The sequence below is a fragment of the Paenibacillus farraposensis genome, from assembly GCF_020736845.1.
GTDB classification, from domain to species: domain Bacteria; phylum Bacillota; class Bacilli; order Paenibacillales; family Paenibacillaceae; genus Paenibacillus; species Paenibacillus farraposensis.
Map to the genome: position 1 here is coordinate 1 of NZ_JAFFQR010000056.1, position 21,446 is coordinate 21,446.

At 46.6% G+C, this 21,446-nt stretch carries 19 protein-coding genes; 17 read left to right on the forward strand and 2 right to left on the reverse strand.

The genetic code is table 11. The features are described 5' to 3' along the window. Positions 1–117 precede the first annotated feature (117 nt). The gene (locus JO375_RS08635; protein ID WP_229524083.1) at positions 118–588 is read right to left on the reverse strand and encodes an AbrB/MazE/SpoVT family DNA-binding domain-containing protein; all 471 of its coding nucleotides are present in this window, start codon (positions 586–588) and stop codon (positions 118–120) included. A gap of 83 nt (positions 589–671) precedes the next feature. Here JO375_RS08635 and JO375_RS08640 point away from each other — a divergent pair, with 83 nt between their 5' ends. The 6 genes from JO375_RS08640 (at position 672) to JO375_RS08665 (ending at position 5,119) form a co-directional block, all read left to right on the forward strand. Then, positions 672–1,304 (forward strand): hypothetical protein, encoded by a 633-nt coding sequence (locus tag JO375_RS08640; RefSeq protein ID WP_229524084.1) that lies wholly within the window; start codon positions 672–674, stop codon positions 1,302–1,304. 305 nt (positions 1,305–1,609) lie between these two features. After that, positions 1,610–1,798, forward strand: a complete 189-nt coding sequence (locus JO375_RS08645; RefSeq protein ID WP_229524085.1) for a hypothetical protein — start codon at positions 1,610–1,612, stop codon at positions 1,796–1,798. Positions 1,799–2,321: 523 nt separating this feature from the next. After that, on the forward strand, positions 2,322–2,774 hold the full coding sequence (locus tag JO375_RS08650) for a zincin-like metallopeptidase toxin domain-containing protein (RefSeq protein WP_229524086.1): 453 nt from the start codon (positions 2,322–2,324) through the stop codon (positions 2,772–2,774). Beyond that, positions 2,767–3,120 (forward strand): hypothetical protein, encoded by a 354-nt coding sequence (locus JO375_RS08655; protein WP_229524101.1) that lies wholly within the window; start codon positions 2,767–2,769, stop codon positions 3,118–3,120. The genes JO375_RS08650 and JO375_RS08655 overlap by 8 nt, the downstream gene beginning before the upstream one ends. A gap of 262 nt (positions 3,121–3,382) precedes the next feature. Then, complete coding sequence (locus JO375_RS08660; protein ID WP_229524087.1) at positions 3,383–4,543, forward strand: rhamnogalacturonan acetylesterase; 1,161 nt, start codon at positions 3,383–3,385, stop codon at positions 4,541–4,543. A 231-nt stretch (positions 4,544–4,774) separates the two neighbouring features. Next, complete coding sequence (locus JO375_RS08665; RefSeq protein WP_229524088.1) at positions 4,775–5,119, forward strand: MGMT family protein; 345 nt, start codon at positions 4,775–4,777, stop codon at positions 5,117–5,119. A gap of 121 nt (positions 5,120–5,240) precedes the next feature. Here JO375_RS08665 and JO375_RS08670 read toward each other — a convergent pair whose 3' ends face one another. Then, a complete protein-coding gene (locus JO375_RS08670) occupies positions 5,241–5,429 on the reverse strand; it encodes a hypothetical protein (protein WP_229524089.1) in 189 nt (62 codons plus the stop codon). A 321-nt stretch (positions 5,430–5,750) separates the two neighbouring features. On the opposite strand from JO375_RS08670, the gene JO375_RS08675 reads away from it, so the two are divergent. From JO375_RS08675 to JO375_RS08725, 11 genes are all read left to right on the forward strand, one after another. Then, positions 5,751–6,926, forward strand: a complete 1,176-nt coding sequence (locus tag JO375_RS08675; RefSeq protein ID WP_229524090.1) for a TolC family protein — start codon at positions 5,751–5,753, stop codon at positions 6,924–6,926. A 13-nt stretch (positions 6,927–6,939) separates the two neighbouring features. Beyond that, on the forward strand, positions 6,940–8,397 hold the full coding sequence (locus tag JO375_RS08680; protein WP_229524091.1) for an efflux RND transporter periplasmic adaptor subunit: 1,458 nt from the start codon (positions 6,940–6,942) through the stop codon (positions 8,395–8,397). A gap of 6 nt (positions 8,398–8,403) precedes the next feature. Beyond that, positions 8,404–9,123, forward strand: coding sequence for an ABC transporter ATP-binding protein (locus JO375_RS08685; RefSeq protein ID WP_229524092.1), 720 nt, complete (start codon positions 8,404–8,406; stop codon positions 9,121–9,123). Then, entirely contained in the window at positions 9,120–10,331 is a 1,212-nt protein-coding gene (locus JO375_RS08690; RefSeq protein ID WP_229524093.1) for an ABC transporter permease, read from the forward strand. The genes JO375_RS08685 and JO375_RS08690 overlap by 4 nt, the downstream gene beginning before the upstream one ends. Positions 10,332–10,561: 230 nt before the next feature. Continuing rightward, positions 10,562–11,182 carry a helix-turn-helix transcriptional regulator gene (locus JO375_RS08695; protein WP_025717757.1) on the forward strand — a complete coding sequence of 207 codons (621 nt, stop codon included), beginning with the start codon at positions 10,562–10,564 and terminating at the stop codon, positions 11,180–11,182. A 13-nt stretch (positions 11,183–11,195) separates the two neighbouring features. Continuing rightward, positions 11,196–11,999 carry a pyruvate, water dikinase regulatory protein gene (locus JO375_RS08700; RefSeq protein ID WP_229524094.1) on the forward strand — a complete coding sequence of 268 codons (804 nt, stop codon included), beginning with the start codon at positions 11,196–11,198 and terminating at the stop codon, positions 11,997–11,999. 303 nt (positions 12,000–12,302) lie between these two features. Then, on the forward strand, positions 12,303–13,280 hold the full coding sequence (gene glpX / locus JO375_RS08705; RefSeq protein WP_229524095.1) for a class II fructose-bisphosphatase: 978 nt from the start codon (positions 12,303–12,305) through the stop codon (positions 13,278–13,280). Between the two features lie 812 nt (positions 13,281–14,092). Next, complete coding sequence (locus JO375_RS08710; protein WP_229524096.1) at positions 14,093–14,917, forward strand: thioesterase II family protein; 825 nt, start codon at positions 14,093–14,095, stop codon at positions 14,915–14,917. A gap of 336 nt (positions 14,918–15,253) precedes the next feature. Then, positions 15,254–17,158 carry an ABC transporter ATP-binding protein gene (locus JO375_RS08715; RefSeq protein ID WP_229524097.1) on the forward strand — a complete coding sequence of 635 codons (1,905 nt, stop codon included), beginning with the start codon at positions 15,254–15,256 and terminating at the stop codon, positions 17,156–17,158. Beyond that, positions 17,133–19,004, forward strand: a complete 1,872-nt coding sequence (locus JO375_RS08720; RefSeq protein ID WP_229524098.1) for an ABC transporter ATP-binding protein — start codon at positions 17,133–17,135, stop codon at positions 19,002–19,004. The genes JO375_RS08715 and JO375_RS08720 overlap by 26 nt, the downstream gene beginning before the upstream one ends. Before the next feature lie 50 nt (positions 19,005–19,054). Then, the coding region (locus JO375_RS08725) for a non-ribosomal peptide synthetase (RefSeq protein ID WP_229524099.1) at positions 19,055–21,446 on the forward strand (2,392 nt) is incomplete at its 3' end.

Here is a 21,446-nt window from a genome sequence, read left to right on the forward strand (position 1 = left end):
ATTCCACTTGGAGCTGTTGTAATTATCTCTCTCTTTGATTATGTGATTAAGTTCGATTTCTTCAAAAAAAAGAAATAGAAAAAAGGAAAGAATGAATGGAGGATAAAAATGATAGAATCAAAAATTGCTAAAACATTTTTTGCAGGAGTTCTGCTCAAGGAAATATGCATAAGTTGGGGATATTTCCATCAACTTAGCATAGGTTTTCATCGATGCGCCAGGATATTGTTTCATAAGGTCTAGTAATAGCTTAACCATTTGTGCATCAGATGCATTCTGAATATCTCCTGTTGTAGAAGGCAGATGAGCTTCTGGGATTGGACTACCTTTAAGACTATTTGCGCAATATATACATACATAAGAATTTTTATGCTGTATCAATTGCTTGGTTCCCCCGCATAGAAGACATTGTTCATTACCCACTCGATACATGACGATGGAATTCTCCGTAATGAAAAACTCCATTGGAGTATCATTGTTAATACCAAGTCTCCTTCTTATTTCTATAGGGATTACAATTCTCCCCAGACTGTCTAAATTTCTTGTCATTAACGCGTCACTCAACGTGTTCACCCGTTCAATTTTCATGATCCTTATTATTCAAAATATGGTAATATATTACTTGTACAAATGAAATTTGTTGCAAATCTGTATATCGTATTTTCATTTTTTTGTCCTACATATTGTCGTTATTTATGTTTTTTAGTTTATTAACGTCAGTGGGAGCTCAAGCAAGCAATGAAGTTGATCAGGGGATTATTCCTGCATTATCCGATGCCTCATCTGTTAGCGAGAGTACACTTGATGAGCACTTGCAAGAAATGGGGTTTGATACAACCGAAATTTCTACTTTGCCAATTGAGATGAAAAGAGATATTTCTTCTAAAGACGGCAAAAAGGTAGCTGCTCAAGAATTAGCCACTACTGTTACCATTACGGATGAAGAAGGAAATAAAGTAACTGACCGATATCCTATTAATAAGCTTGCTGCTAGTCCGACTCCTACTCTTTCCGGTTATGCTGTGTACTCAGGCACATCTAACAACGGAAGAGAAAGAGTCTATCAAGTTTATGCTACTTATAGATGGGCTAGCAGTCCATTTAATTTTTACACAGATAATTTAGCAATGGCTTGGCAGTCTAATGCCACTCCTACGGGTACTCCAAATGGACAACATACTGTGGATAGGAATACTTATCCGAATCCAGTTGATAAAGAAGAAGTCAGCGGTACAGCTTGGCTGGTAGATATGAAAGCTGGCGGGAATACTACAGTTCAAAGTGGCTGGGACGTCAAGAATTAAGATATGCGACTTCATCCAAAGGGATTAATACAGCTATTGCAGTAGGATATTCACATAGAACCCTGCCTACATTTACTACAAACATTAGTTTAAGCTATGGAGTTATCTCCTTTAGTGGGTCTGGCAAAACTGACTATTATGGTCGCTTTAATTTTACGATTTAAAATTTTTTAGAATCATAGCGAATAAATCCTTCAATCATTCATAGAATGGTTGGAGGATTTATTATTACGAACTAAACATATATTCATCCTTTAATTGGGTATATTATATAAGGATAATCATGAATTGAAGGGAGAACAGTTATGATTGCAATCTATATTATTGGCACCTTCGTTGGTGTATGGGTACTGTCTTGGATTTTGGGAGCAATGGGTATTAATATTTTTGAAGGACCAAACGCTAGTGCACTTTATTTCTATGGATCGATAATAATAGGTATTCTTCTTAATATGAATGACCAATTAGGAGATAACAAAAACAAGCAGGAGTAGATAGGAGACATTTGCAACAACTTCAAACTCATTCACTTCTCGAATTTGCATATCGAATATCTGTTCCATGTTTTAAGATTCAAGTATTCTTAAGCTCTATGGTCCTTTTGTTAGGAGTAATTTTGTTCGTTTTTGAAAGGGATAGCACCTTTGTGCAAGCTCTAATTGATCATGCAATGCCTCTGATTGTCTTGATTCCACTCTTCTGTACAATTAGCACCTGGATCATGTATGTACACGTTCGGGATTCGTTACAAGCAGAGAAGGAGACTAACAACGTTTTTAAAGAGGCCAGGCGGCGCGGGGGATTGGTTAGTATGTTCCATTACACTCGTATGGATAAAAAGAGAACGGTTATTACAGCACCAATTGAGAACGTCGGAACTCTCGTCATGAATTTTAAACGAGGGAAGCTAGTAAATTCTAGACTAGATAAGGGTAATAGAGCTATGTACTTTTTACTTAAAGTAGGTTTTAGCTATTCGTCGAGATAAGACCATTTCCCAAAGGCTATGATCTGGATTTGAAATCGTGGGAAGAGATGCCTGTAAGTGGTCAGAGAAAGGTAACGCCAACTGGACACAGAATTATGAATGTGAGTGAAATGAAGTCATTTAAAAAAGAAATGGATGCACTGGATATAAAAGTTTTGATTGATAAGAAAGATAAGATTTTGCCTGAAAGTGCTGCGGCTGGTTTTAATCCAGCTACAGGAGAAATAGTTTTGAGAAAAGAACCTACAAATTTGAGTGCAATTCATGAGTCCTATCATGCCAAACAGTGGAAGGAACTGGGGAAGGATAACTATTTACAACAAAGCACTCTTGATAGAGAAGAATTTGTTTATAATGAAATCATGAAAAACAAAGGGCTATTTAATGATGGTGAAATTCTCTTTTCACAAAAATATATTTATAAATTAAGAAACGGGGAATGGCCCCCACCGGACTGGAAAGGTTTTGAAAAAAATGAGTGAAAAGATAAGCAAACATCTCACAGCAGAACGAGCTATGCAAATAGCTGAGGACTACAGGGAAAAGTATAACCTTTCTGGAACTATAGATAGTACAAAGGAAGGTACTGCAAAATTTTATACTCAATTTGATGATTCCAATCTTCCTGTTTGGCTTGTAATGGTAAGTATAATACCAACCATATTCGAAGCAGATGATGAGTATACCATTGTGATCTCTGATGCAGAGGCGCAGGTTAGATATCTTATTGACCCTAATGGACATTATTATGCCCCTCATACAAAAGAGGATGGATTAACGGACAAAGAGTTTGGTCAATTATGGAATGAAGATTCAGAAGACAATTAATCCACGAAGCTTGCTCCTTTAACAATAAAATGGGACTGAGCTTTTTTATATAGTATTGCGTTACAGCTAGTTCGAAGCAAAATTGCCGCTGTACCTTTGCCTTTTTAAATTTGTGTAATTACAGCGAATAAGCTGCTTTTCTTTTGCATAGAGATATAATAGGTACAAGTATGTAAATATGTGGTGCACCTAATGTATGCGCTTACAAGGTTAATTTGAGATATTCTTGTGTACAATTTACCATTTGAAGGGGGAATACAGATTGACTTGGAAAAAAGGATTGACTGGTATGCTTTTAGCTGCTTTTTTATGCGGTGTACCAGGGCTGGGCGTGGCTACATCTGCGTATGCAGCCACTGGGGTGTACAAGTTTGATTTTGGCGGAGGTCGGGTCGAAGCAGGTTATACCGGAGTGGGCGCTTCACTTGCCTATGACTCATCACGCGGGTATGGCTTTCGTACGCCTAAGAATATTCGCAATGTCAGTGCATCGGGGACTGGAGTGGCTAGTGATGCGGTACAATTTATGACTACCGGAACAAAAAGCGAGAACACCTTTAATGTTGATCTTCCTCCCGGGCTGTATGAGGTATCGGTAACGTTAGGAAATACTTCCCGTTCGAGTGTTGCTGCCGAGGGTGTATATCAGGTCATCAATATGACAGGGAACGGAGCCAGGGACCGCTTTCAAATTCCAGTAACCGATGGACAACTGAATCTGCTGGTGACAGAAGGAAAAGTGGGAGCTGCCTTTACACTCAGTGCATTGGAAATCAGGCAATTGTCCAGCAGTCCGGCCACCAATCGAACCATTTATATCGGCGGGGATTCGACTGTATGCAACTACTATCCGCTTGATAGCAGTGTGCAGGCCGGGTGGGGACAATTGCTGCCGGAATTTGTAAATACGAATACGTTCCAAATCCGCAACATGGCGTCAGGCGGGCAAATTGCCAGAGGCTTTCATCAGGATGGTCAGTTGGAGACCATTGTCAAATATATTAAGCCCGGAGATTATTTCATCCTCCAGCTGGGCATTAATGATACCAATCCAAAGCATAATGAAAGTGAAGCAGAGTTCAAGGAATGGATGCGGAATATGATCCGTCAGGTCAAGGCAAAGGGAGCGACAGTCATCCTGTCAACGCCGCAGGGCCGAGCCACGGACTTTAATGCTAACAACGTACACAACGCTGAAAACAGATGGTATAGAAGTGCTATTTTGGCGTTGGCTCAAGAGGAACACACGCCTTTGGTTGATCTGAATGTACTTAGCTCAGCTTATTTCACCTCTATTGGCAAGGAGGCTACGCTCGCCCTGTATATGAACGGCGACACGCTTCATCCAAATTTTGCAGGTGCAAGGGAGCTGGCGCGATTGGTGGCGCAGGATTTAAAAAGACAGGGCTTGAGCGGATTCTGAGCTTTAAAAACCGTAAATAGATAGCAGAGCAGCGCTCTCCCATTATTGGAGGAGCGCTGCTCTTCATTTTTGCTTCGCGGCTTGCTTTAGTAGATTGTGGGCAAGGCGAAGCCATCCGAAACGGCCCGTTTGCGAAGCGTCCACACGAGCGTCCACGTACATCCTACTCGAAAAACAACGAGAGTGATATAATGATAGAAAATGCAAATAGTTATGCGGAGGAATCAGAGTATGCAGCCTTTCACTGCCCGTGTGCTTCAAATTATATTGCTGATCCCTGAGGGGAAAGTAATGACCTATGGGCAAATTGCAGCAGAAGCCGGAAGCCCGAGAGGGGCAAGACAAGTAGTGCGCATTTTGCATTCACTAAGCCAGAAACACAAGCTGCCCTGGCACCGGGTTGTCAACCGCTTGGGCGAGATTGCTTTGCAGGAGGACGAGTCCGCATCCCTGCAGCGCCTGTATTTAGAAGAAGAGGGCATACAGTTTAATGCAAACGGACGTATTCCACTGGATCGATATCTTTATAATCCGCAGGCGGAGATGGAAGAATTGACGAGGAACGAGCAAGGATAGGATCATCACCAAAGAGACGGGACAAATCGTTAGCTTGATTTGTCCCGTCTCTTTTTAATCCGGCACATCATGTAGGCAAACAGGGATGTCCGTTCATTTAGCATAGGATTCGCCGATTGGCTTATCCAATCAGATGCTGCTGATTCCGCTGGGCAAGATGAAAAGATATGCTGTTTATCAGCGGTATATCGTTATTTTTCCGCGCTTCCCGGATCAGTTGCAGCTTTTGCTGTTCCGATTCACGTAAAAAGCGGGTCATCCACAAATCAGACGGTTCGTTAGTCGTTGTCATGCGAGATTCTTTGATCATCTATTAACCCTCCTAGTGAGCGGCTGTTATTCTTTCTCTAGTATATGCCCAAAACCTTAATAGTTTCTGTTATTTTCCTTAAAATTAGCTGAAAATCAGGTAAAGTTCAGGTAAAAACGGACTGAATCTAATATTCTTCATATGCATGGAGGGGGCTGAACATGAACGACGCAAAAGGAAAGGTTACAAAAATGTATTGTTTTTACACCTTGTTCCTTCATAAATCGGAAAGTACAATAGATTGCGGGTAGATAGTGGAAATTTATGTCGAATGCCATTTGACAGGATGCGAACATCCACCGAAAGGGGAGAAATGAATCCATGAAGCAAAAAGCGGCTGCCACGCTGCTTGTATTGTCTTTATCAGCAGGTCTGGTTTCGACCGTACAAGCCGCTAGTGCGTCTGCAAGTATAGCAGCAAATACAGCAACAAGTACGGCAGGTACTTCATCTGCTGCGGTTATATCAAAGACAGTCACTACAACGAGTCAGGCTTTGCCCACATTGACGCTTAAGCAGGCAGTGGAATGGGCACAGACCAACAGCTATAACACGCGTTCTGCCGAGCGCGATCTAGAGCGTCGCAGAATTGAGTTTAAGAATGCGGAAAAGGACCTGGGAAATGCTCATGTTGATTTGATAGACGGTGAATATGTTGGCGATGAATCATCCTGGAGAAAGTATAATTCGTCGACGCTCTCTTATTTAGCCAGCAAAAAGCAGGCCCAATACGCCAAAGACCAGCTTTATTTTAATACGATGAAAACCTATCAAAGCGTGTTTGCAGCAGAGAATCAGGTGAAAAATGATCTGGAAGCGCTTGAAATTGCACAGTCGGAGGAAAAGATTGCGCTCGCCAAGTTTGCCCGCGGGAAGCTGTCAGAATATGCGAAAAACGAAAGCGCACAGGCTAGAATCCAGGCGCAGCAGACCGTAGAACAGAGCAAAACCGCGCTCCAGAAAGCACGGGATGCCTTGAATTTCCTCATAGGACAACCGAACGGGACAGTCTATGAATTGGCGGATCGTCCTGTGTACAAAGAACCGAAGAAACTGGATATTGAAGTACATATACAGCAGCTGATGGATATGAATCCGAACTTGTGGAAGCTGGAAGATAACATCAAGACCTCGGAGCTCAATGTAAGATATTTTGATTTTAACGGCGGCGCGGGTGCTTATGAACTGGCCAAGCTGGATGTCGATACCGCCAAGGAAGAGCTGGACAAGGGACAAAAGGATTTTGCTGAATCCCTTCGCAATCTTTATGCGACGTTCAAAGACAATCAAAAAAAATACTTGCAATTGGAAGAGAATCTGCGTACCGCCAAAGAGGGATTGGAGCTGTCACGCAAAAAGTGGGCCAGAGGCTTGATTATTGAGCTGGAGCTGAAAAACAGCCAGTTGAAGGTGGATCAAATTGAGCGGCAAATGGAAGAACTGGCGATTGAGTTGAATCAGAATGAGTACACATTGAACAAGCCATGGAGCACATAGGGAGGAAACGGTGTTGGCAGAGACGGTTTTAAACGATGCTTTAATCCAATTACGTAGAAAACGGAGAAAGAAATGGATCTGGACTGCAATCGTTCTATTGGTCGCAGGCGGGGGCGGAACGGCAGTGTACATGAATCTGCCCAAAGAGCAGGCTGCACCGCTGGTTCAGGACGAGACACTGCAAGTGCAGCGCGGGGATGTGAGTGAGAAGCTGGATACGTCCGGCACCGTGCAAGCGTCCAAGGAAGTGAATCTGAACTTCACGAGCGCTGGTCAAAACAAGCTGGCAGCGGTACACGTGAAAGCCGGGGACAGGGTGAAAAAGGGACAGGTGCTGGCGCTGCTGGACAGCTCTGAAATCAAAATGCAGATCCAAAGTGCGACTGATAATTTGGAAATATCCAAATCCAAGCTGGCTGAATTGGAGAAAGGGCCGAAAGCGGAGGATATTGAAATACAGAAGACTAACGTGCTTCGGGCCAAAATGGCGATGGATACGGCCAAAGAATCATTTGAGCTGGAAGAGGCCAAAAGTCAGAAGAAGACTTCCCAAAAGCAGCTGGAGCAGGCACGGAAGGCATATGAAGACCAAAAGTTTTTACATGACGCCGGAGCGGTGTCAAACAGTGAATTGGAGCAGGCAGAGCAAACGCTCGATAAAGCACAAACAGACTATGATGGCCTGGATTTACAATTCCGCAAAATCATGTCCCAAAAGCGTCACAGCATCGCAGAGGCTGAGATCGGCTACCGCACAGCATTGGCCGAGCTTCACAAGGCCCAGGTTCCGGCTGATGTTTCCAATATTCAATCGGCGCGCATTGAGGTTCGAAGATTGGCGACGGAGCTGGAGCAGAAAAAAAATGAGCTTAATAAGCTCCAGATCACTGCACCGTGGGATGGAGTGGTCCTAAAGGTGAACGGGGATGTAGGGACCAGCCCGACGGCTCCGTTTATTGTGATGAATAACTCGGATTCCAACAATCTGAAGGTGGTTGTGAAAGTAAGTCAGACTGATATCGTCAAGGTGAAAAAGGGTCTTTCGGCGGTGCTGTCCACCAGTGCTTATCCGGGCGAATCGTTTCCGGGCAAGGTGCAATTCGTCTCCCCGGAAGCATCTACGGAAGAAGGAACGACCACATATCTGATGGAGCTGTCCGTTCATGACCCGAAGGGCAAGCTTAAAACAGGTATGATTATGAATGTGGCTGTTATTTTGGGGGTACATAAAAATGTACTGTATGTACCTGCGACTGCGCTGCGATCCGAAGGGGGGCAGGATGGCGTCTATCTCGCTGCGAATCCTGCGAATCCGGGGGCACGCACCTTCAAGCCCGTAGAGCTCGGATTTTATACACCGGACCAGGTTGAACTGAAATCAGGTGTAAAGGAGGGTGACACGATTGTCATCCCGGCTCCTGAAGCACCGCCCGACCCTTCCAGCATGGGCGGCATGCAGGGAGGATTTTAAACAGGTATGAGAACTGTTATTCAAATTGAAAAGCTGAAAAAGGTGTATCAGGTTGGCGGTCAGGAGATTCATGCCTTGCGTGAGGTGCAGCTTGACATTGCCGACGGTGATTTTGTGGCCATTATGGGACCATCCGGATCAGGAAAATCAACGATGATGAATGTGATCGGTTGTCTGGATTTGCCTACATCGGGACAATTTTATTTGGATGGCTATTCGATATTGGATGCCCGTGAGGATGAACTGGCTATTATACGCAATCAAAAAATCGGATTTGTTTTTCAAAAATTCCATTTGCTCCCGCGGGCAACGGCTTTGGAGAATGTGGAGCTGCCTATGGTCTATGCAGGCGTGTCTGCCAAGGAACGCCGCCTGCGGGCGATGGAGGCCCTGACCAGTGTGGGACTGGGAGATCGAATGAATAACAAGCCTAACGAACTGTCAGGAGGCCAGCAGCAACGGGTATCCATCGCGAGGGCACTTGTGAACAATCCGGTCATTCTCTTGGCGGATGAACCTACAGGCGCATTGGACTCCAAAACAAGCGTTGAAATTATGGAGATTTTTCAGCGTCTGAACGATCAGGGGAAGACGGTTGTACTGGTTACGCATGACCAGGAGATTGCTGAATACGCCAAGCGTCTCATTCATTTTCGCGACGGACGGATTGAAGAGGATCAGCCTGTCGGGAAACGGAGAATGGCAGCAGAGGAAGTGAAAACATGAAATTTCGGGAAATAATCCGGGTATCACTTAACAGTTTGCGAGCCAATATGCTGCGCTCCCTGCTGACCATGCTGGGCATTATTATCGGAGTGGCTGCTGTCATTGCCATCGTAGCGATTGGAAAAGGCTCTACTGCAACCATTACGTCGCAGATTAACAGTATGGGAAATAACTTGCTCATGATCTATCCTTATGCGCCGTATGATGGTTCCAGCCCTTTGTCCTTTGAGCAGCCCAAAGGCATTTCACTTAAGGATATTCAAGCGCTGGAGCAGCAAAAATCAGTAGCTGATGTTGCTCCAAGTGCCATGACCAGTGCGGATATTACGTGGAGCCGCAATAAGGTCAGCGGACAGATTGAAGCAACTTCCCAGGCTTTTGTCCATGTGAAAAAGCTGTCACTTGCTTCGGGGAGATCGTTTACTCATTATGAAGTGGACAAGCGATTGAACGTGGTAGTGCTGGGGAGCGATGCGGCCCGAAATATCTTTGGACCGGATACATCCAAGGCCGTCGGCGAGACGATCATGATCAAACAGCTTCCGTTCAAGGTGGTCGGGCTGCTGGCGAATTCCAACTCCAATTTTAATAACAGCTCGCAGCAGGTATATATACCGATTACAACAGGGATGGAACGGCTGGGAAATATGAGCATCCAACAGGTTGATGCGTCTGCGACAACGGAGGAGAATATTAACCAGGCGCGTGATGAAATCAGGCAAACCTTGCGGGTGCGGCATGAGCTGAAGCCTTCGGATGGGGATGATTTTCAGATTACGACACAGACGGAGATTCTGGAAACCGTAACCGGGGTAGACAAGGTTATGAACATGCTGCTGATCGGAGTGGCTGCGATTGCGCTTGGCGTCGGCGGTGTCGGTATTATGAACATTATGCTGGTATCTGTTACGGAACGGACGAGAGAAATCGGTATTCGCAAAGCGATTGGTGCGCAGCGCAGTGATATCATGCTGCAGTTTCTGGCTGAGGCTGTTTTTCTCAGTCTGATGGGTGGCTTGGTTGGTGTAATGGCGGGCCTTGGAGGCGCCAAGCTGCTCGAAAAATTCGCCCATATGCCGATTGTGTATTCGATGGAGCCGGTGCTGTACTCTTTTCTGTGCTGTATGGGTGTCGGTGTGCTATTTGGTGTCTATCCGGCGCGGAAGGCATCCAAACTGCGTCCGATTGATGCTTTAAGATATGAATAGGGAGCGGATACTTCACTTTACTGAAAAAGTCTGGTGGAGTATTTGCTTTTTTATGTGCAATAAGTGTTTTAAACGATAAAAAAATATGAATAACCGCCTTAATCTGTTATATGTGATGTTTTATATGCTTTTTATAAGTTGATTTAAAATTATATATGACGTATTATATACAATATCAGATAGCATGAAGAAAAGGAGGGGCGTTCATCATCGATCTTACGGAAAGGCAAATAGAAATTTTAAATATCGTGCAAAAGCATGCCCCGATTACCGGTGATCAGATTGCGGAAATGCTTAATCTCAGCAAGGCGACCATTCGGACCGACTTATCCAAGCTAGGCATCCTCAATTACATAGATGCTAAGCCTAAGGTCGGTTATTTTGTCGGAAAGCGGGGTACGCCGAACCGGGAGGAAAAATTCCGGCTGATGCAAATGAAGGTCGGTGATCTTCATGGGGTACCGGTTATTGTACGTGAGACAACTACGATTCAGGAAGCTGTAGTGGCACTGTTTTTGGAAAACGTGAGCAATTTGATCGTCACCGATGAAGATGGCGATTTGGCGGGGGTGGCTTCCCGCAAGGATTTGCTCAAGGTTACGTTGGGAAATCCGAATGCGGCGACCATCCCTGTCAGTCTCGTGATGACCCGGCAGGCGAATGTGGTCACGGTTTCCCCGGAGGATACCGTTCTGGAGGCGGCGCGCAAGATTATCGCCCATCAAATCGACAGCTTGCCTGTCGTCGTCCCTTCTGACTCTGACAAACCAGGAGAGCACTGGAAAGTCGTGGGACGCATTACGAAAACGAATATTATTAAAATGTTGCTCGATATGGTAGCAGAGGATTAATGGGAGGAATCGAATGGTTCAGGCGAGCAGTCATTTTATAGCGATCTGTTCAGACTCGGTTGGCGAGACGGCGGAAGCTGTCGTACAGGCGACCATGCGCCAATTTGAGCTACCGGACACAGAGATCAAAAGATTTATGAACGTAAGGGATGAAGATGAGCTAAGCCGGGTGATGGAGGAGGTCGCCGAGCGAAAAGGGTTCGTCGCTTATACGCTGGTTCAGCCGGAATTGAGAGAGGCGATGAAAGAGGAGGCAGTCCGGCTGAATATACGGGCTGTCGATATCATGGGGCCGATGATGCAGGCGTTTGCCGACACGTTCCATAATGATCCCAAAGAGAAGCCCGGTCTGCTGCATCGAATGGACGACAACTATTTTCGCCGTGTGGAAGCCTTGGATTTCGCGGTTCAGTACGATGATGGCAAAGATGTGAGTGCCATTCTCAAAGCGGATATAGTATTGCTTGGGGTATCTCGTATTTCCAAAACCCCGTTATCGATGTTCCTGGCGCATAAGGGCTATAAAACGGTCAACATTCCGATTGTACCGGAGCTGACACCGCCTGCGCAGTTGAAGGATGTACAGCCCGGCCGGGTGTTCGGATTGACGATTCAGCCGGAACTGCTGTTAAAAATACGCAGCGAGCGCCTTAAGGTGATGGGGCTTCCTAACAATGTGCAATATGCGACATCGACGCGGGTCGAGGAGGAGATTGCGTATGCGCAATCTTTGTTCAAGGAGCTGAACTGTCCGGTCATTGATGTCACAGATAAGGCAATCGAAGAGACCGCAGGCTTGATTATCAGAATGCTATAGTGGCGTAGAAACTTATATAGACAAAGATTAACCGTAGGATACAGGAGTGTAATAGATAAATATAGCAGCCAAGCTGCTCAAAAGAGAAGGATCGGCCGTAGGATATAGGAGATTATATAAAAAGATAAATAAAGACAGCAACAAAGCTGCCTAAAAATAGCTGCTTACCTAAGAGCAGCTATAAGTTAAATAAATAAAGTTAAATAAATAAATTTAAATAAATAAATGGGCAGCAGAGCTGCCCCAAAAATAATGATTTGCCTATGGGTAACAATTTTTTTTAGGAGAGGTGAAGGGATAGGTATGGAGAGTCAATTGGCATTGGAATTCGTTCGGGTAACAGAAGCGGCAGCGCTGCAATCGTCGCAATGGACAGGACGCGGCGACAAGAACAGCGCGGACGAGGCGGCTACGGTGGCCATCCGCACTCATTTTAATGCGGTGTCCATGGACGGGATTGTCGTCATTGGCGAAGGAGAAATGGATGAGGCTCCCATGCTGTATATCGGGGAAAGAGTAGGCAATCGCAGAGGACCGGCTATAGATATTGCTGTTGACCCGCTGGAAGGAACCGAAACGGTGGCAAACGGTCTGAACAATGCTCTTTCGGTTATTGCGGCTGCACCTCGTGGAAACTTGCTTCATGCACCAGATATGTATATGCAAAAAATGGCCGTTGGCCCGGCCTTGGCTGGAAAGCTGTCACTTGACGACCCGATCCCGGCTACATTGTCAAAAGCCGCACGGATACTGGGCAAATCCTTGCCCGATCTTACAGTATCCATTCTGGATCGAACACGGCACGCAGGAATCATCAAACTCCTGCGGGAAAGCGGTGTTCGGATCAAGCTGCTTGGTCACGGCGATGTGATGGGGGCCATTGAAACATGCCTGGATAACGGCGTAGATTTGCATATCGGCTCCGGCGGTGCTCCTGAGGGTGTGTTGGCCGCGGCAGCATTGAAATGCATGGGCGGAGAAATCCAGGGGCGTCTGCTGCCGGACAGTGAAGAAGAGGTTGAGCGTTGCAAACGTATGGGGATTATGGACCCAGGCGCATTGCTGTCCATGACTGATATGGTTGGACGCCAAGGTGTGATGTTTGTGGCCACTGGTGTGACACCTGGCGAGTGGTTACAGGGGGTTCGTTCTCTCCCTGGTCACAGAGCGGAAACACATTCGGTCGTGATGCATTCGGAAACAAAAACGATTCGCTTTGTGCGCAGTATTCACCACACATCAGACGCTTCCGGTACGCTCGCTGCAGCCGTATCCTCTTAAGATATTCACAATCACGTCTAAGACCGCGTCTCATAATAAGCTTACAAACAGCAAGTCTCTCCTATTGGGGGACTTGCTGTTTGGCGTTTCCGGTTGTTTGCCATTTGCAGAAGGAGGATAACTAAAATATAAATTCGACATAAATAGACAGTTTTGAAGGTGGATAAAAACGTTTCTATTTAAGTTTGAAAAGAAAATTCATAGCCTGAGTAGTAAAAAATTCAATCTGAGCTAAAATTTCCAGAGGGAGAGCCAAAAAAATTTACATGAAAATTAGTTCTAAAGAACTACAAAATAACAATTTTTATAAGAAAATTAAAGAGCAATTAATTTCGATTGCCGTGAACTGGATTGAATTTAACACGATAAAATAGTGGGATAAGGGAGATTGCAAAAAAAGGCTTGGATTCTGTTGGATGATATCAGGATAAATTTGTTACATTTATGTTAATGGCATGTAAAGGCAAAATCGTTGTAGTATAGGGCTTTTATCCTCTATTGGAAATCAGCATAATTTTGTTTTTACAAAATTCAAGAAAATCTGAAAGCTCGTTTTAAATCAAAATAATAGATTAGAACGGGCAGAGGATTCATGTCAAAAGTGAAAATGTTGCTTTTATAGCTTGAAAGAATATGGGATAATATGGTTTTTGTTTTATTTTTATGCACGATCTCAAATTAGTCCTTTTGTCCCATGCCAAGTGGTTTTAAAGTTTGTATATTTAAAAACAGCTAGAAAGTGTTGGAAGAAAAAAAGCGATATAAGGATTTACTGTAAAATCCTGAACTGCATAGAGGATGGAGGAATTCATATGACAACCCGGTCACAATCCTGGTTTACGAAAACCGCAGTCCATCCGGCGGAGAAGCTCCAACTATTCTGCTTCCCTTATGCCGGTGGCGGCGCTTCCATATTTACTTCCTGGAAATCTAGACTTGCGCCCGACATTACTCTGCTGCCCGTACAGCTTCCGGGACGTGAAAGCCGTTCAATAGAGGCACCGATGGATTCCATTCAGGAAATCGTACAATCCCTGGTTCCCGCTATGGCTCCCTACATACATAAGCCGTTTGCTTTTTTTGGACACAGCATGGGAGCACTGATTGCATTTGAAACAGGACGGCAATTGTATAGCCAAACAGGAATATTGCCCGTCCATATCATCGTATCCGCTAAATCCGCACCACATCTTCCGTATTCCAAAAAACAACTTCACGACCTGGCAGACCAATCTTTTACCGAAGAACTTCGTTTGATGCAGGGAACACCCGAAGAAGTACTGCAAAATGCAGAATTAATGCAAATTATTATGCCCCGTCTGCGCGCTGATTTTAAGGCATGCGAGACATATATTTGTGAGCCGGGGAATCCACTGAGCTGTCCGATGACCGTTTTTGGGGGCACTCAGGACTTTGAGGTGACCACGGACTCACTCCATGCCTGGCAGCAGCACACCACTTCGCCTATAGATGTGCGAATGTTTGAAGGCAATCACTTTTTTATCCATGAGCAGGAGCAAGAAGTGATAAGCGCAGTCGTGAACATTCTGTCCGCATCTCCAGTTCTGAACCACGCTGCCACAGCTTATGGATCTCACAGCACCAATACCCTACAACCACGATTCAAGCAGAGTTAAACGACCCGCACATCACGATCTACTACGCTAATAACATTTTGACGGCCATTCAACAGTCAACTACCACCATGATCTATTCCCAGCATAATTCAGGAACGATTTTATTTCATTCAGACATTTATACATCCAGAGCCAGAGTTTATCTCACCATGTCGATTGCGCTTCAGCATCTTGCAGCATTCGATGAGGGCCAGCACCAAGGCCGATATATAGACATATTGGAAGCGTTTTTATTTACCTATTGTGCGTTGAAAGCCGTTTGTTGGATTAATGCAAAATGCTTATTTTAAAAAGCTTGCACTGTGAAGGTGTGAGCAACGAAAAAGAGGGATGCCCTTGTTTCAATCTAATTCTGCTTTTCGGAGATTGGTGCGTTATGTAAGACCGTATAATCTATGGGTTTTCATAACGGTGTTCGCCTCTTTATGTCTGGCATCTATAGACATTATTTTGGGTAAGGCCATCGAGCAGATGGCACAGGGGACATTTTCCTCCACTCAGAATATGATCTATCTGGTTGTTGGTATGACGCTGATTGGAATGCCCAGTAAGTTTGTAATGAGGTATGCTTCGACGCGATTTAGCGTCAACGCTATGCGTGACTTGAGAGGAGGCCTCGTACATAAGTTTTGTGATTTACCGGCTTCCAGGATGGAGAGAAAGTTCACTGGAGATCTGGTATCCCGTCTTACGAACAATACGGCGATATTACAGAACTTTTTTATCCAGCAGTTTGCGAACCTGTTTTATTTACCGGTTGTATTTACAGCATCGCTAACGCTGCTTTTAATGACAAGCTGGAAGCTTATTCTGGCAAGTCTTGCGCTCATGCCTGCAGGAATGATCATAACCTCGCTAATGAGCAAGCCAATTGAAAAATATTCCGAGCAGCTTCAAAAGAAAATCGCTTATTTGAATACGGTGGGGCAGGATGCGATCGGAGGAATTCCTATCGTCAAGGCATTCAATATGCAGGCTGTGCTGCTAGAAAAGTATATGGTGATCATGGAGGAGGTCGTCAAGCGCGGCCTGGGACTGGAAAAACGCTATGCTTCCATCACTCCGGTAGGTGTGATGATGCTGGCAACGCCAATTATTCTGGTGATTGTGTATGGAGGTTATCTGATCCAGCATGGAGAGCTGAACGCCGGAGGCATTGTCCTGTTTTTATATCTGATTTCGTTTATCTTGCAGCCCGTTGCCATGCTGCCGTTGATCATCTCGCAAATGAAGGAAGCAGGAGGAGCGGCAAAGCATTTGTTTGAGGTACTGGATTGGCCGGATGAGCGTCAGGGTGGCGAAATGATCTCAGTCGGTCAGGAACGGGGGGATAAGGACCTTCGTTTGGAAGACGACGCAGATAGAGAAGCCAACCAAACGAATCAAGCTAGTGCAAGCGAGGCAGGAGTAACAGAAAGCGGCGCTGCTGCTGCTGTGGTCAGCTTCGAGCATTTGACCTTTGGCTACAGTGAAGGGAACAACGTGCTGAAGGATATCAGCTTTCAGATAGGACAAGGAGAAACGGTGGCGATCGTCGGCGCCAGCGGTGGCGGCAAAAGCACAATTTTCAAGCTGCTTTGCGGATTTAATGAACCGGGGGAGCATGCCGGAGCTGTTCAGCTATTTGGAAAAAGCCTGACAGATTGGAATTTAACAAGCCTGCGCAGCCATATTTCGATGGTATCTCAGGAGCCGTCGCTTTTTCCGGCCACGATTGCGGAAAATATCGGATATGGACGTCTGGAGGCGACTCGCGAAGAAATAGTCGAGGCGGCGAAAGCGGCACATGCGCATGATTTTATTGTTCAGCTTCCCGAGGGCTATGAAACCCATTTGAGCGAGCGCGGAGGCGGATTGTCCGGTGGACAAAAGCAGCGTATTTCCATCGCAAGAGCATTGCTGAAAAATGCTCCGCTGCTGCTGCTGGACGAGCCTACCTCAGCCCTCGATAGCCAGTCGGAGGCTCAGGTGCAGATCGCGATGAATGCGGCAATGCACAACCGGACGGTACTGGTCATTGCTCATCGACTGTCAACCGTCCGCCAGGCGAACCGGATTATTGTACTCGATCAGGGGAGCATTGTGGAATCGGGAACGCATGAGGAATTACTGGGACGTGACGGTATGTACCGAAAGCTGTATTTGCAAAATTTCGAAGAGGAACAGCATGCGGGGGAAAACGGCCAATCCATGTCAGAGGAAAGGAGTGAGCATCGTGACCTTCAAGCAGGGGTTTTATGAGTTCAAGCAGCTGATGTCCCTGATGAAGCCGCATCAGAAGTGGTATTTTACCGGCTTGATTGGCAACAGTCTGACCAATGCGAGCATTTCGATTTTACTTTCCTTTGTGGTGCATTTATTGCTGAATTTTACGGTTGAAGGTGAGGTGCAGAAGCTGTACCAGGCGATTTATCTGGTTAGCGGCACATTTTTGGCATTAAGCCTTATTTCCCCGCTGTGCAGCTACATGTATAAGCGGTGTGTGAAGCTGGCGATTGCTGGCGTGAGATTAAAGCTATTCGGACATATTGTCAAGCTATCGTATGAAAAAACCGAAAAACGCCATTCAGGTGATCTGGTATCCCGCATGACAAACGATGTACAGACGTTGGAGCAGGCTTTCACCGAACATATTCGCTCGATTATATTGCAAATTTCGCTCTTTTTGGGCTCGCTGATCATCATGATGGTACTGGATTGGCGATTCGGGGTTATGGCGGTTTTACTGGGGCTGGCCTCAGCTTGGGTCAATTCTCATTTCGCTAAAAAAATGCGACAGACAAGCGAAGAGTTACAGGGACGGATGAGCAGGTTCACGGAACGGTTGAGTGATTTGCTCTCTGGTCTGCAGATGGTAAAGCTGTTTGGACTACGGAAAAAGGTAGGCGGGCTGTGCAATGATGCAAGTGAGGACATCAACCGGATTAGCCTCCGGCAGGGACGTCATATGGGCTTACAGGATATGTGCAATTTTCTCATTGAATTCATTACCCTGGGCGGTGTGCTTGTCGCCGGACTGATTCTGGTATTGCAGAAGCAAATGGAGCTGGGCGTACTGGGACAGATTGTGCAGCTGCAAAGCGGCATCTCTACGGTATTTTTACAGCTGGGGACGGCTGTATCATTGCTGCAAAACTCTTTGGCGGGGCTGGCCCGTATTCGCGAAATTCTGGATGAGCCGAAGGAACAGGTGCACTTTCCTGCGGCGGAACTAAAGGAGCCGCAGGCTGGGCTTATCGGCCCGGAGGCGGCTGTTGCATCAGACCGTGGTCCTCAGAGGGTTCATAGCGATGTCGAGACCTTGAGCCCGGGCCGTGACCACACTATGGAACACGTTCCAGCAGCACTGGAGCTGCTCGACATCACCTTCGGCTATCAGCCGGGCCGTCCGACGCTGCGAAGGCTGAGCCTGATCGTGCCGGAAGGGCAGGTAACTGCGCTGGTCGGTCCGAGTGGCGGCGGCAAAAGCACGGTCATGAAGCTGCTGCTGGGCTTTTATCCGCCGGATGAGGGAGTGCTGCGGGTCCACGGTCGTCCGGCAGGAGAATACCGATTGGACGAGGTCAGGAATCTGATGGCCTATGTCCCGCAGGAGGCTACGCTGTTCCACGGTACAGTAGCGGATAATATCCGCTTTGGGTCACCGGATGCCACGGATGAGGAAGTAGAGGCTGCGGCTATAGCGGCCTATGCCAGCGGCTTTATAGCCGAGCTGCCGGAGGGTTACGGCACCATTGTCGGTGAACGTGGAGCCAATTTGTCCGGTGGTCAAAGGCAGCGGATCGCAATTGCCCGTGCTTTGCTCAAAAATGCGCCGATTTTGTTGCTGGATGAAGCGACCTCGGCGCTGGATGCAGAATCGGAGTTCGAAGTCCAGCAGGGCTTAAATGAGTTGATGAAGAATCGCACGACATTCGTCATTGCCCATCGCTTGTCTACGATTGAGCAGGCGGATACCATCTGTGTTCTTGCCGAGGGTGAGCTGAAAGAACAGGGGACCCATGACCAGCTCCTTGCCAAGGGCGGTCAATATGCGGAACTGTATGAGCTCCAATATCGAAAGCATCCTGAGGAACAAACCGCATAAAGATGCGAAGTTTCTTTTGACCAATACTAATTTTTTGAGGAGAGAGACGTATGACTCAGCATGATATTCAATTGTTTTCATTAAGCCAGCCACAGCAACGTATTTGGTATACAGAACTTCTGTATCCCAATCGCAACACGTCCACGATTATTGCAACGGTTAAAATCAGAGGAACTGTTCGTATAGATGCATTGCAGCAGGCAATGAACCAAGTTATTGCAAACAACGATTCTTTTCGCATCAAAATCACTGCTCAGGATGGTATTCCATATCAATATGTAGAGCCATATACGGTTCAAACTATAGAAACGCTCCAGGTTACCCCGGAGGAAGCTGGTCTGTGGTTACAACGTCATAATCCACAGCCGTTCTCATTACTGGATTCGCAGCTGTACCGGTTTGTTATATTACAGCTGGGGCCGGAAGAAACCTGGTTTAATTTCAAGATGCACCATATTATTTCAGACGGTGTGTCCATGAATCAAGCTGTGAATGAAATTACCGCGCATTACATGGAGATTGTGCATGGCACCGATAAAGATACACCAGCTAAAGCGAATCCGTATCTGGATTTTATTCAAGTGGAGCAAAGCTATGAGCAATCGGACCGCTATGAAAAGGACAAGACATACTGGACGGAGAAGTTTGCCGACTTGCCGGAGACTACCGGGTTAAAATCATACAATCCGTTGTCGCTGAGTACGGCTGCACGCCGGGAAAGCTATGTACTGGATCATGAATTGTATCGTGGTGTTACCGCTTTTTGCGAAACGCACAAAATCAGTATTTTTACATTTTTCCTGGCCGCCCTGTATATTTATTTGCACAAAGTGACGGGGGAAGAGGATTTAACAGTGGGTACACTGTATGCCAACCGTACGTCGAAGAAGGAAAAAGACACGATTGGCATGTTCGTCAGCACCGTGGCTACGCGCCTGCTGGTTGAGCCGGAATCCGAGCTGCTGACCTTCCTCCAGGGTGTGGGTAAGGAACAGTCGTCCATTTTGCGGCACCAGCGTTATCCGTACAACAAAATCATTCAGGATTTGCGTGAACAGCAAAGCAGTCTGGATATCCAGCGCCTGTTCGGCGCTTCTATTCAGTATCGTACGCTGAGTTTCTCCCGTTTTGACGAAGCCGTTCTGCAGGTGGACAACGATTTTTGCGGCGATACGGTGAATGATTTTGATATTCACATGGTAGAAATGCTGGATGACGATAAGCTTGTGCTGTACCTGGATTATCGTACAGAGCTGTTCAGCGAGCAGGAGATTGCCCGGATTATTCGGCAATTCCTAAGTGTGGCGAAGCATATGGTGCAAGGACCACAGAAGCGGATACAGGAATTGTCGCTGATTAGTGACGAAGAGCGGACACAAATTGTGGATGTATTCAATGCTACAGCGGTCGAATATCCACAAGATGCAGGGATTCATGAACTGTTCGAGCAACAGGCAGAGCGTACACCGGATCAAACAGCGATTATATCTGGAAGCAGCCGCTTAACCTATGGGCAGTTGAATGAACAGGCCAACCGGCTAGCTCACACGCTGCGTGGTTACGGAGTGACCGTTGAACAGACGGTAGGTATCGTCGCTGAGCGTTCCACAGATATGATCGTCGGCATGCTGGCGATTCTCAAGGCGGGCGGCGCATATGTGCCGATCGATCCGGATTATCCGGCAGAGCGTGTACGCTACCTGCTCAGGGATTCAGGCGCGAAGCTGCTGCTAGTGCAGCGTGCGGAGCAGCAGCCGGATGACTACGACGGAATCGTCCTCGATCTGAGCGATGCCGCAGTGTATGAGACAGAGGAGGCCCAGGGCTTAAATTCCGTACAAAGGGAGCAAACCGAGTCTGATCATACGGATCATACCCATTATGTAAATCCGAAAAATGGGATTTTGCAAGCAGGTAAATTCGGGGAGCGACTGGCTTATTTGATGTACACCTCAGGGACGACGGGGCAGCCCAAAGGGGTGATGGTGGAGCATCGCAATGTCGTGCGTCTGGTGAAAAATACAAACTATGCACAACTGGATGCCGACACGCGCATTTTGCAGACCGGTGCCGTTGTGTTTGACGCGTCCACCTTTGAAATATGGGGAGCGCTCTTGAACGGCGGCCAGCTGGTGCTGGTGAGCCAGGACGTCATTTTGGACGCGCCGAAGCTGAAGGAAGCCGTGCGCAGCCATGGCATTACCACGATGTGGCTGACGGGGCCGCTCTTTAATCAGCTGTCCCAGCAGGATCTGGAGCTGTTCGAGGGGATACGGGAGCTAGTGGTCGGCGGGGATGTGCTGTCCGTACCGCATATTAACCGGGTGCTGGAGGCTCATCCGTCCCTGCGGATCATAAATGGCTATGGGCCAACGGAAAATACGACCTTCTCCACCACGCATGCGATTACCGGATTGCAAACGGAATCGGTGCCGATTGGCC

Excerpts from the sequence above, each read along its gene's own strand:
- JO375_RS08635 (WP_229524083.1), bottom strand. The coding sequence starts at position 588 with ATGAAAATTGAACGGGTGAACACGTTGAGTGACGCGTTAATGACAAGA.
- JO375_RS08645 (WP_229524085.1), top strand. The coding sequence starts at position 1,610 with ATGATTGCAATCTATATTATTGGCACCTTCGTTGGTGTATGGGTACTG.
- JO375_RS08655 (WP_229524101.1), top strand. The coding sequence starts at position 2,767 with ATGAGTGAAAAGATAAGCAAACATCTCACAGCAGAACGAGCTATGCAA.
- JO375_RS08665 (WP_229524088.1), top strand. The coding sequence starts at position 4,775 with ATGCAGCCTTTCACTGCCCGTGTGCTTCAAATTATATTGCTGATCCCT.
- JO375_RS08670 (WP_229524089.1), bottom strand. The coding sequence starts at position 5,429 with ATGATCAAAGAATCTCGCATGACAACGACTAACGAACCGTCTGATTTG.
- JO375_RS08675 (WP_229524090.1), top strand. The coding sequence starts at position 5,751 with ATGAAGCAAAAAGCGGCTGCCACGCTGCTTGTATTGTCTTTATCAGCA.
- JO375_RS08685 (WP_229524092.1), top strand. The coding sequence starts at position 8,404 with ATGAGAACTGTTATTCAAATTGAAAAGCTGAAAAAGGTGTATCAGGTT.
- JO375_RS08690 (WP_229524093.1), top strand. The coding sequence starts at position 9,120 with ATGAAATTTCGGGAAATAATCCGGGTATCACTTAACAGTTTGCGAGCC.
- JO375_RS08700 (WP_229524094.1), top strand. The coding sequence starts at position 11,196 with ATGGTTCAGGCGAGCAGTCATTTTATAGCGATCTGTTCAGACTCGGTT.
- glpX (WP_229524095.1), top strand. The coding sequence starts at position 12,303 with ATGGAGAGTCAATTGGCATTGGAATTCGTTCGGGTAACAGAAGCGGCA.
- JO375_RS08710 (WP_229524096.1), top strand. The coding sequence starts at position 14,093 with ATGACAACCCGGTCACAATCCTGGTTTACGAAAACCGCAGTCCATCCG.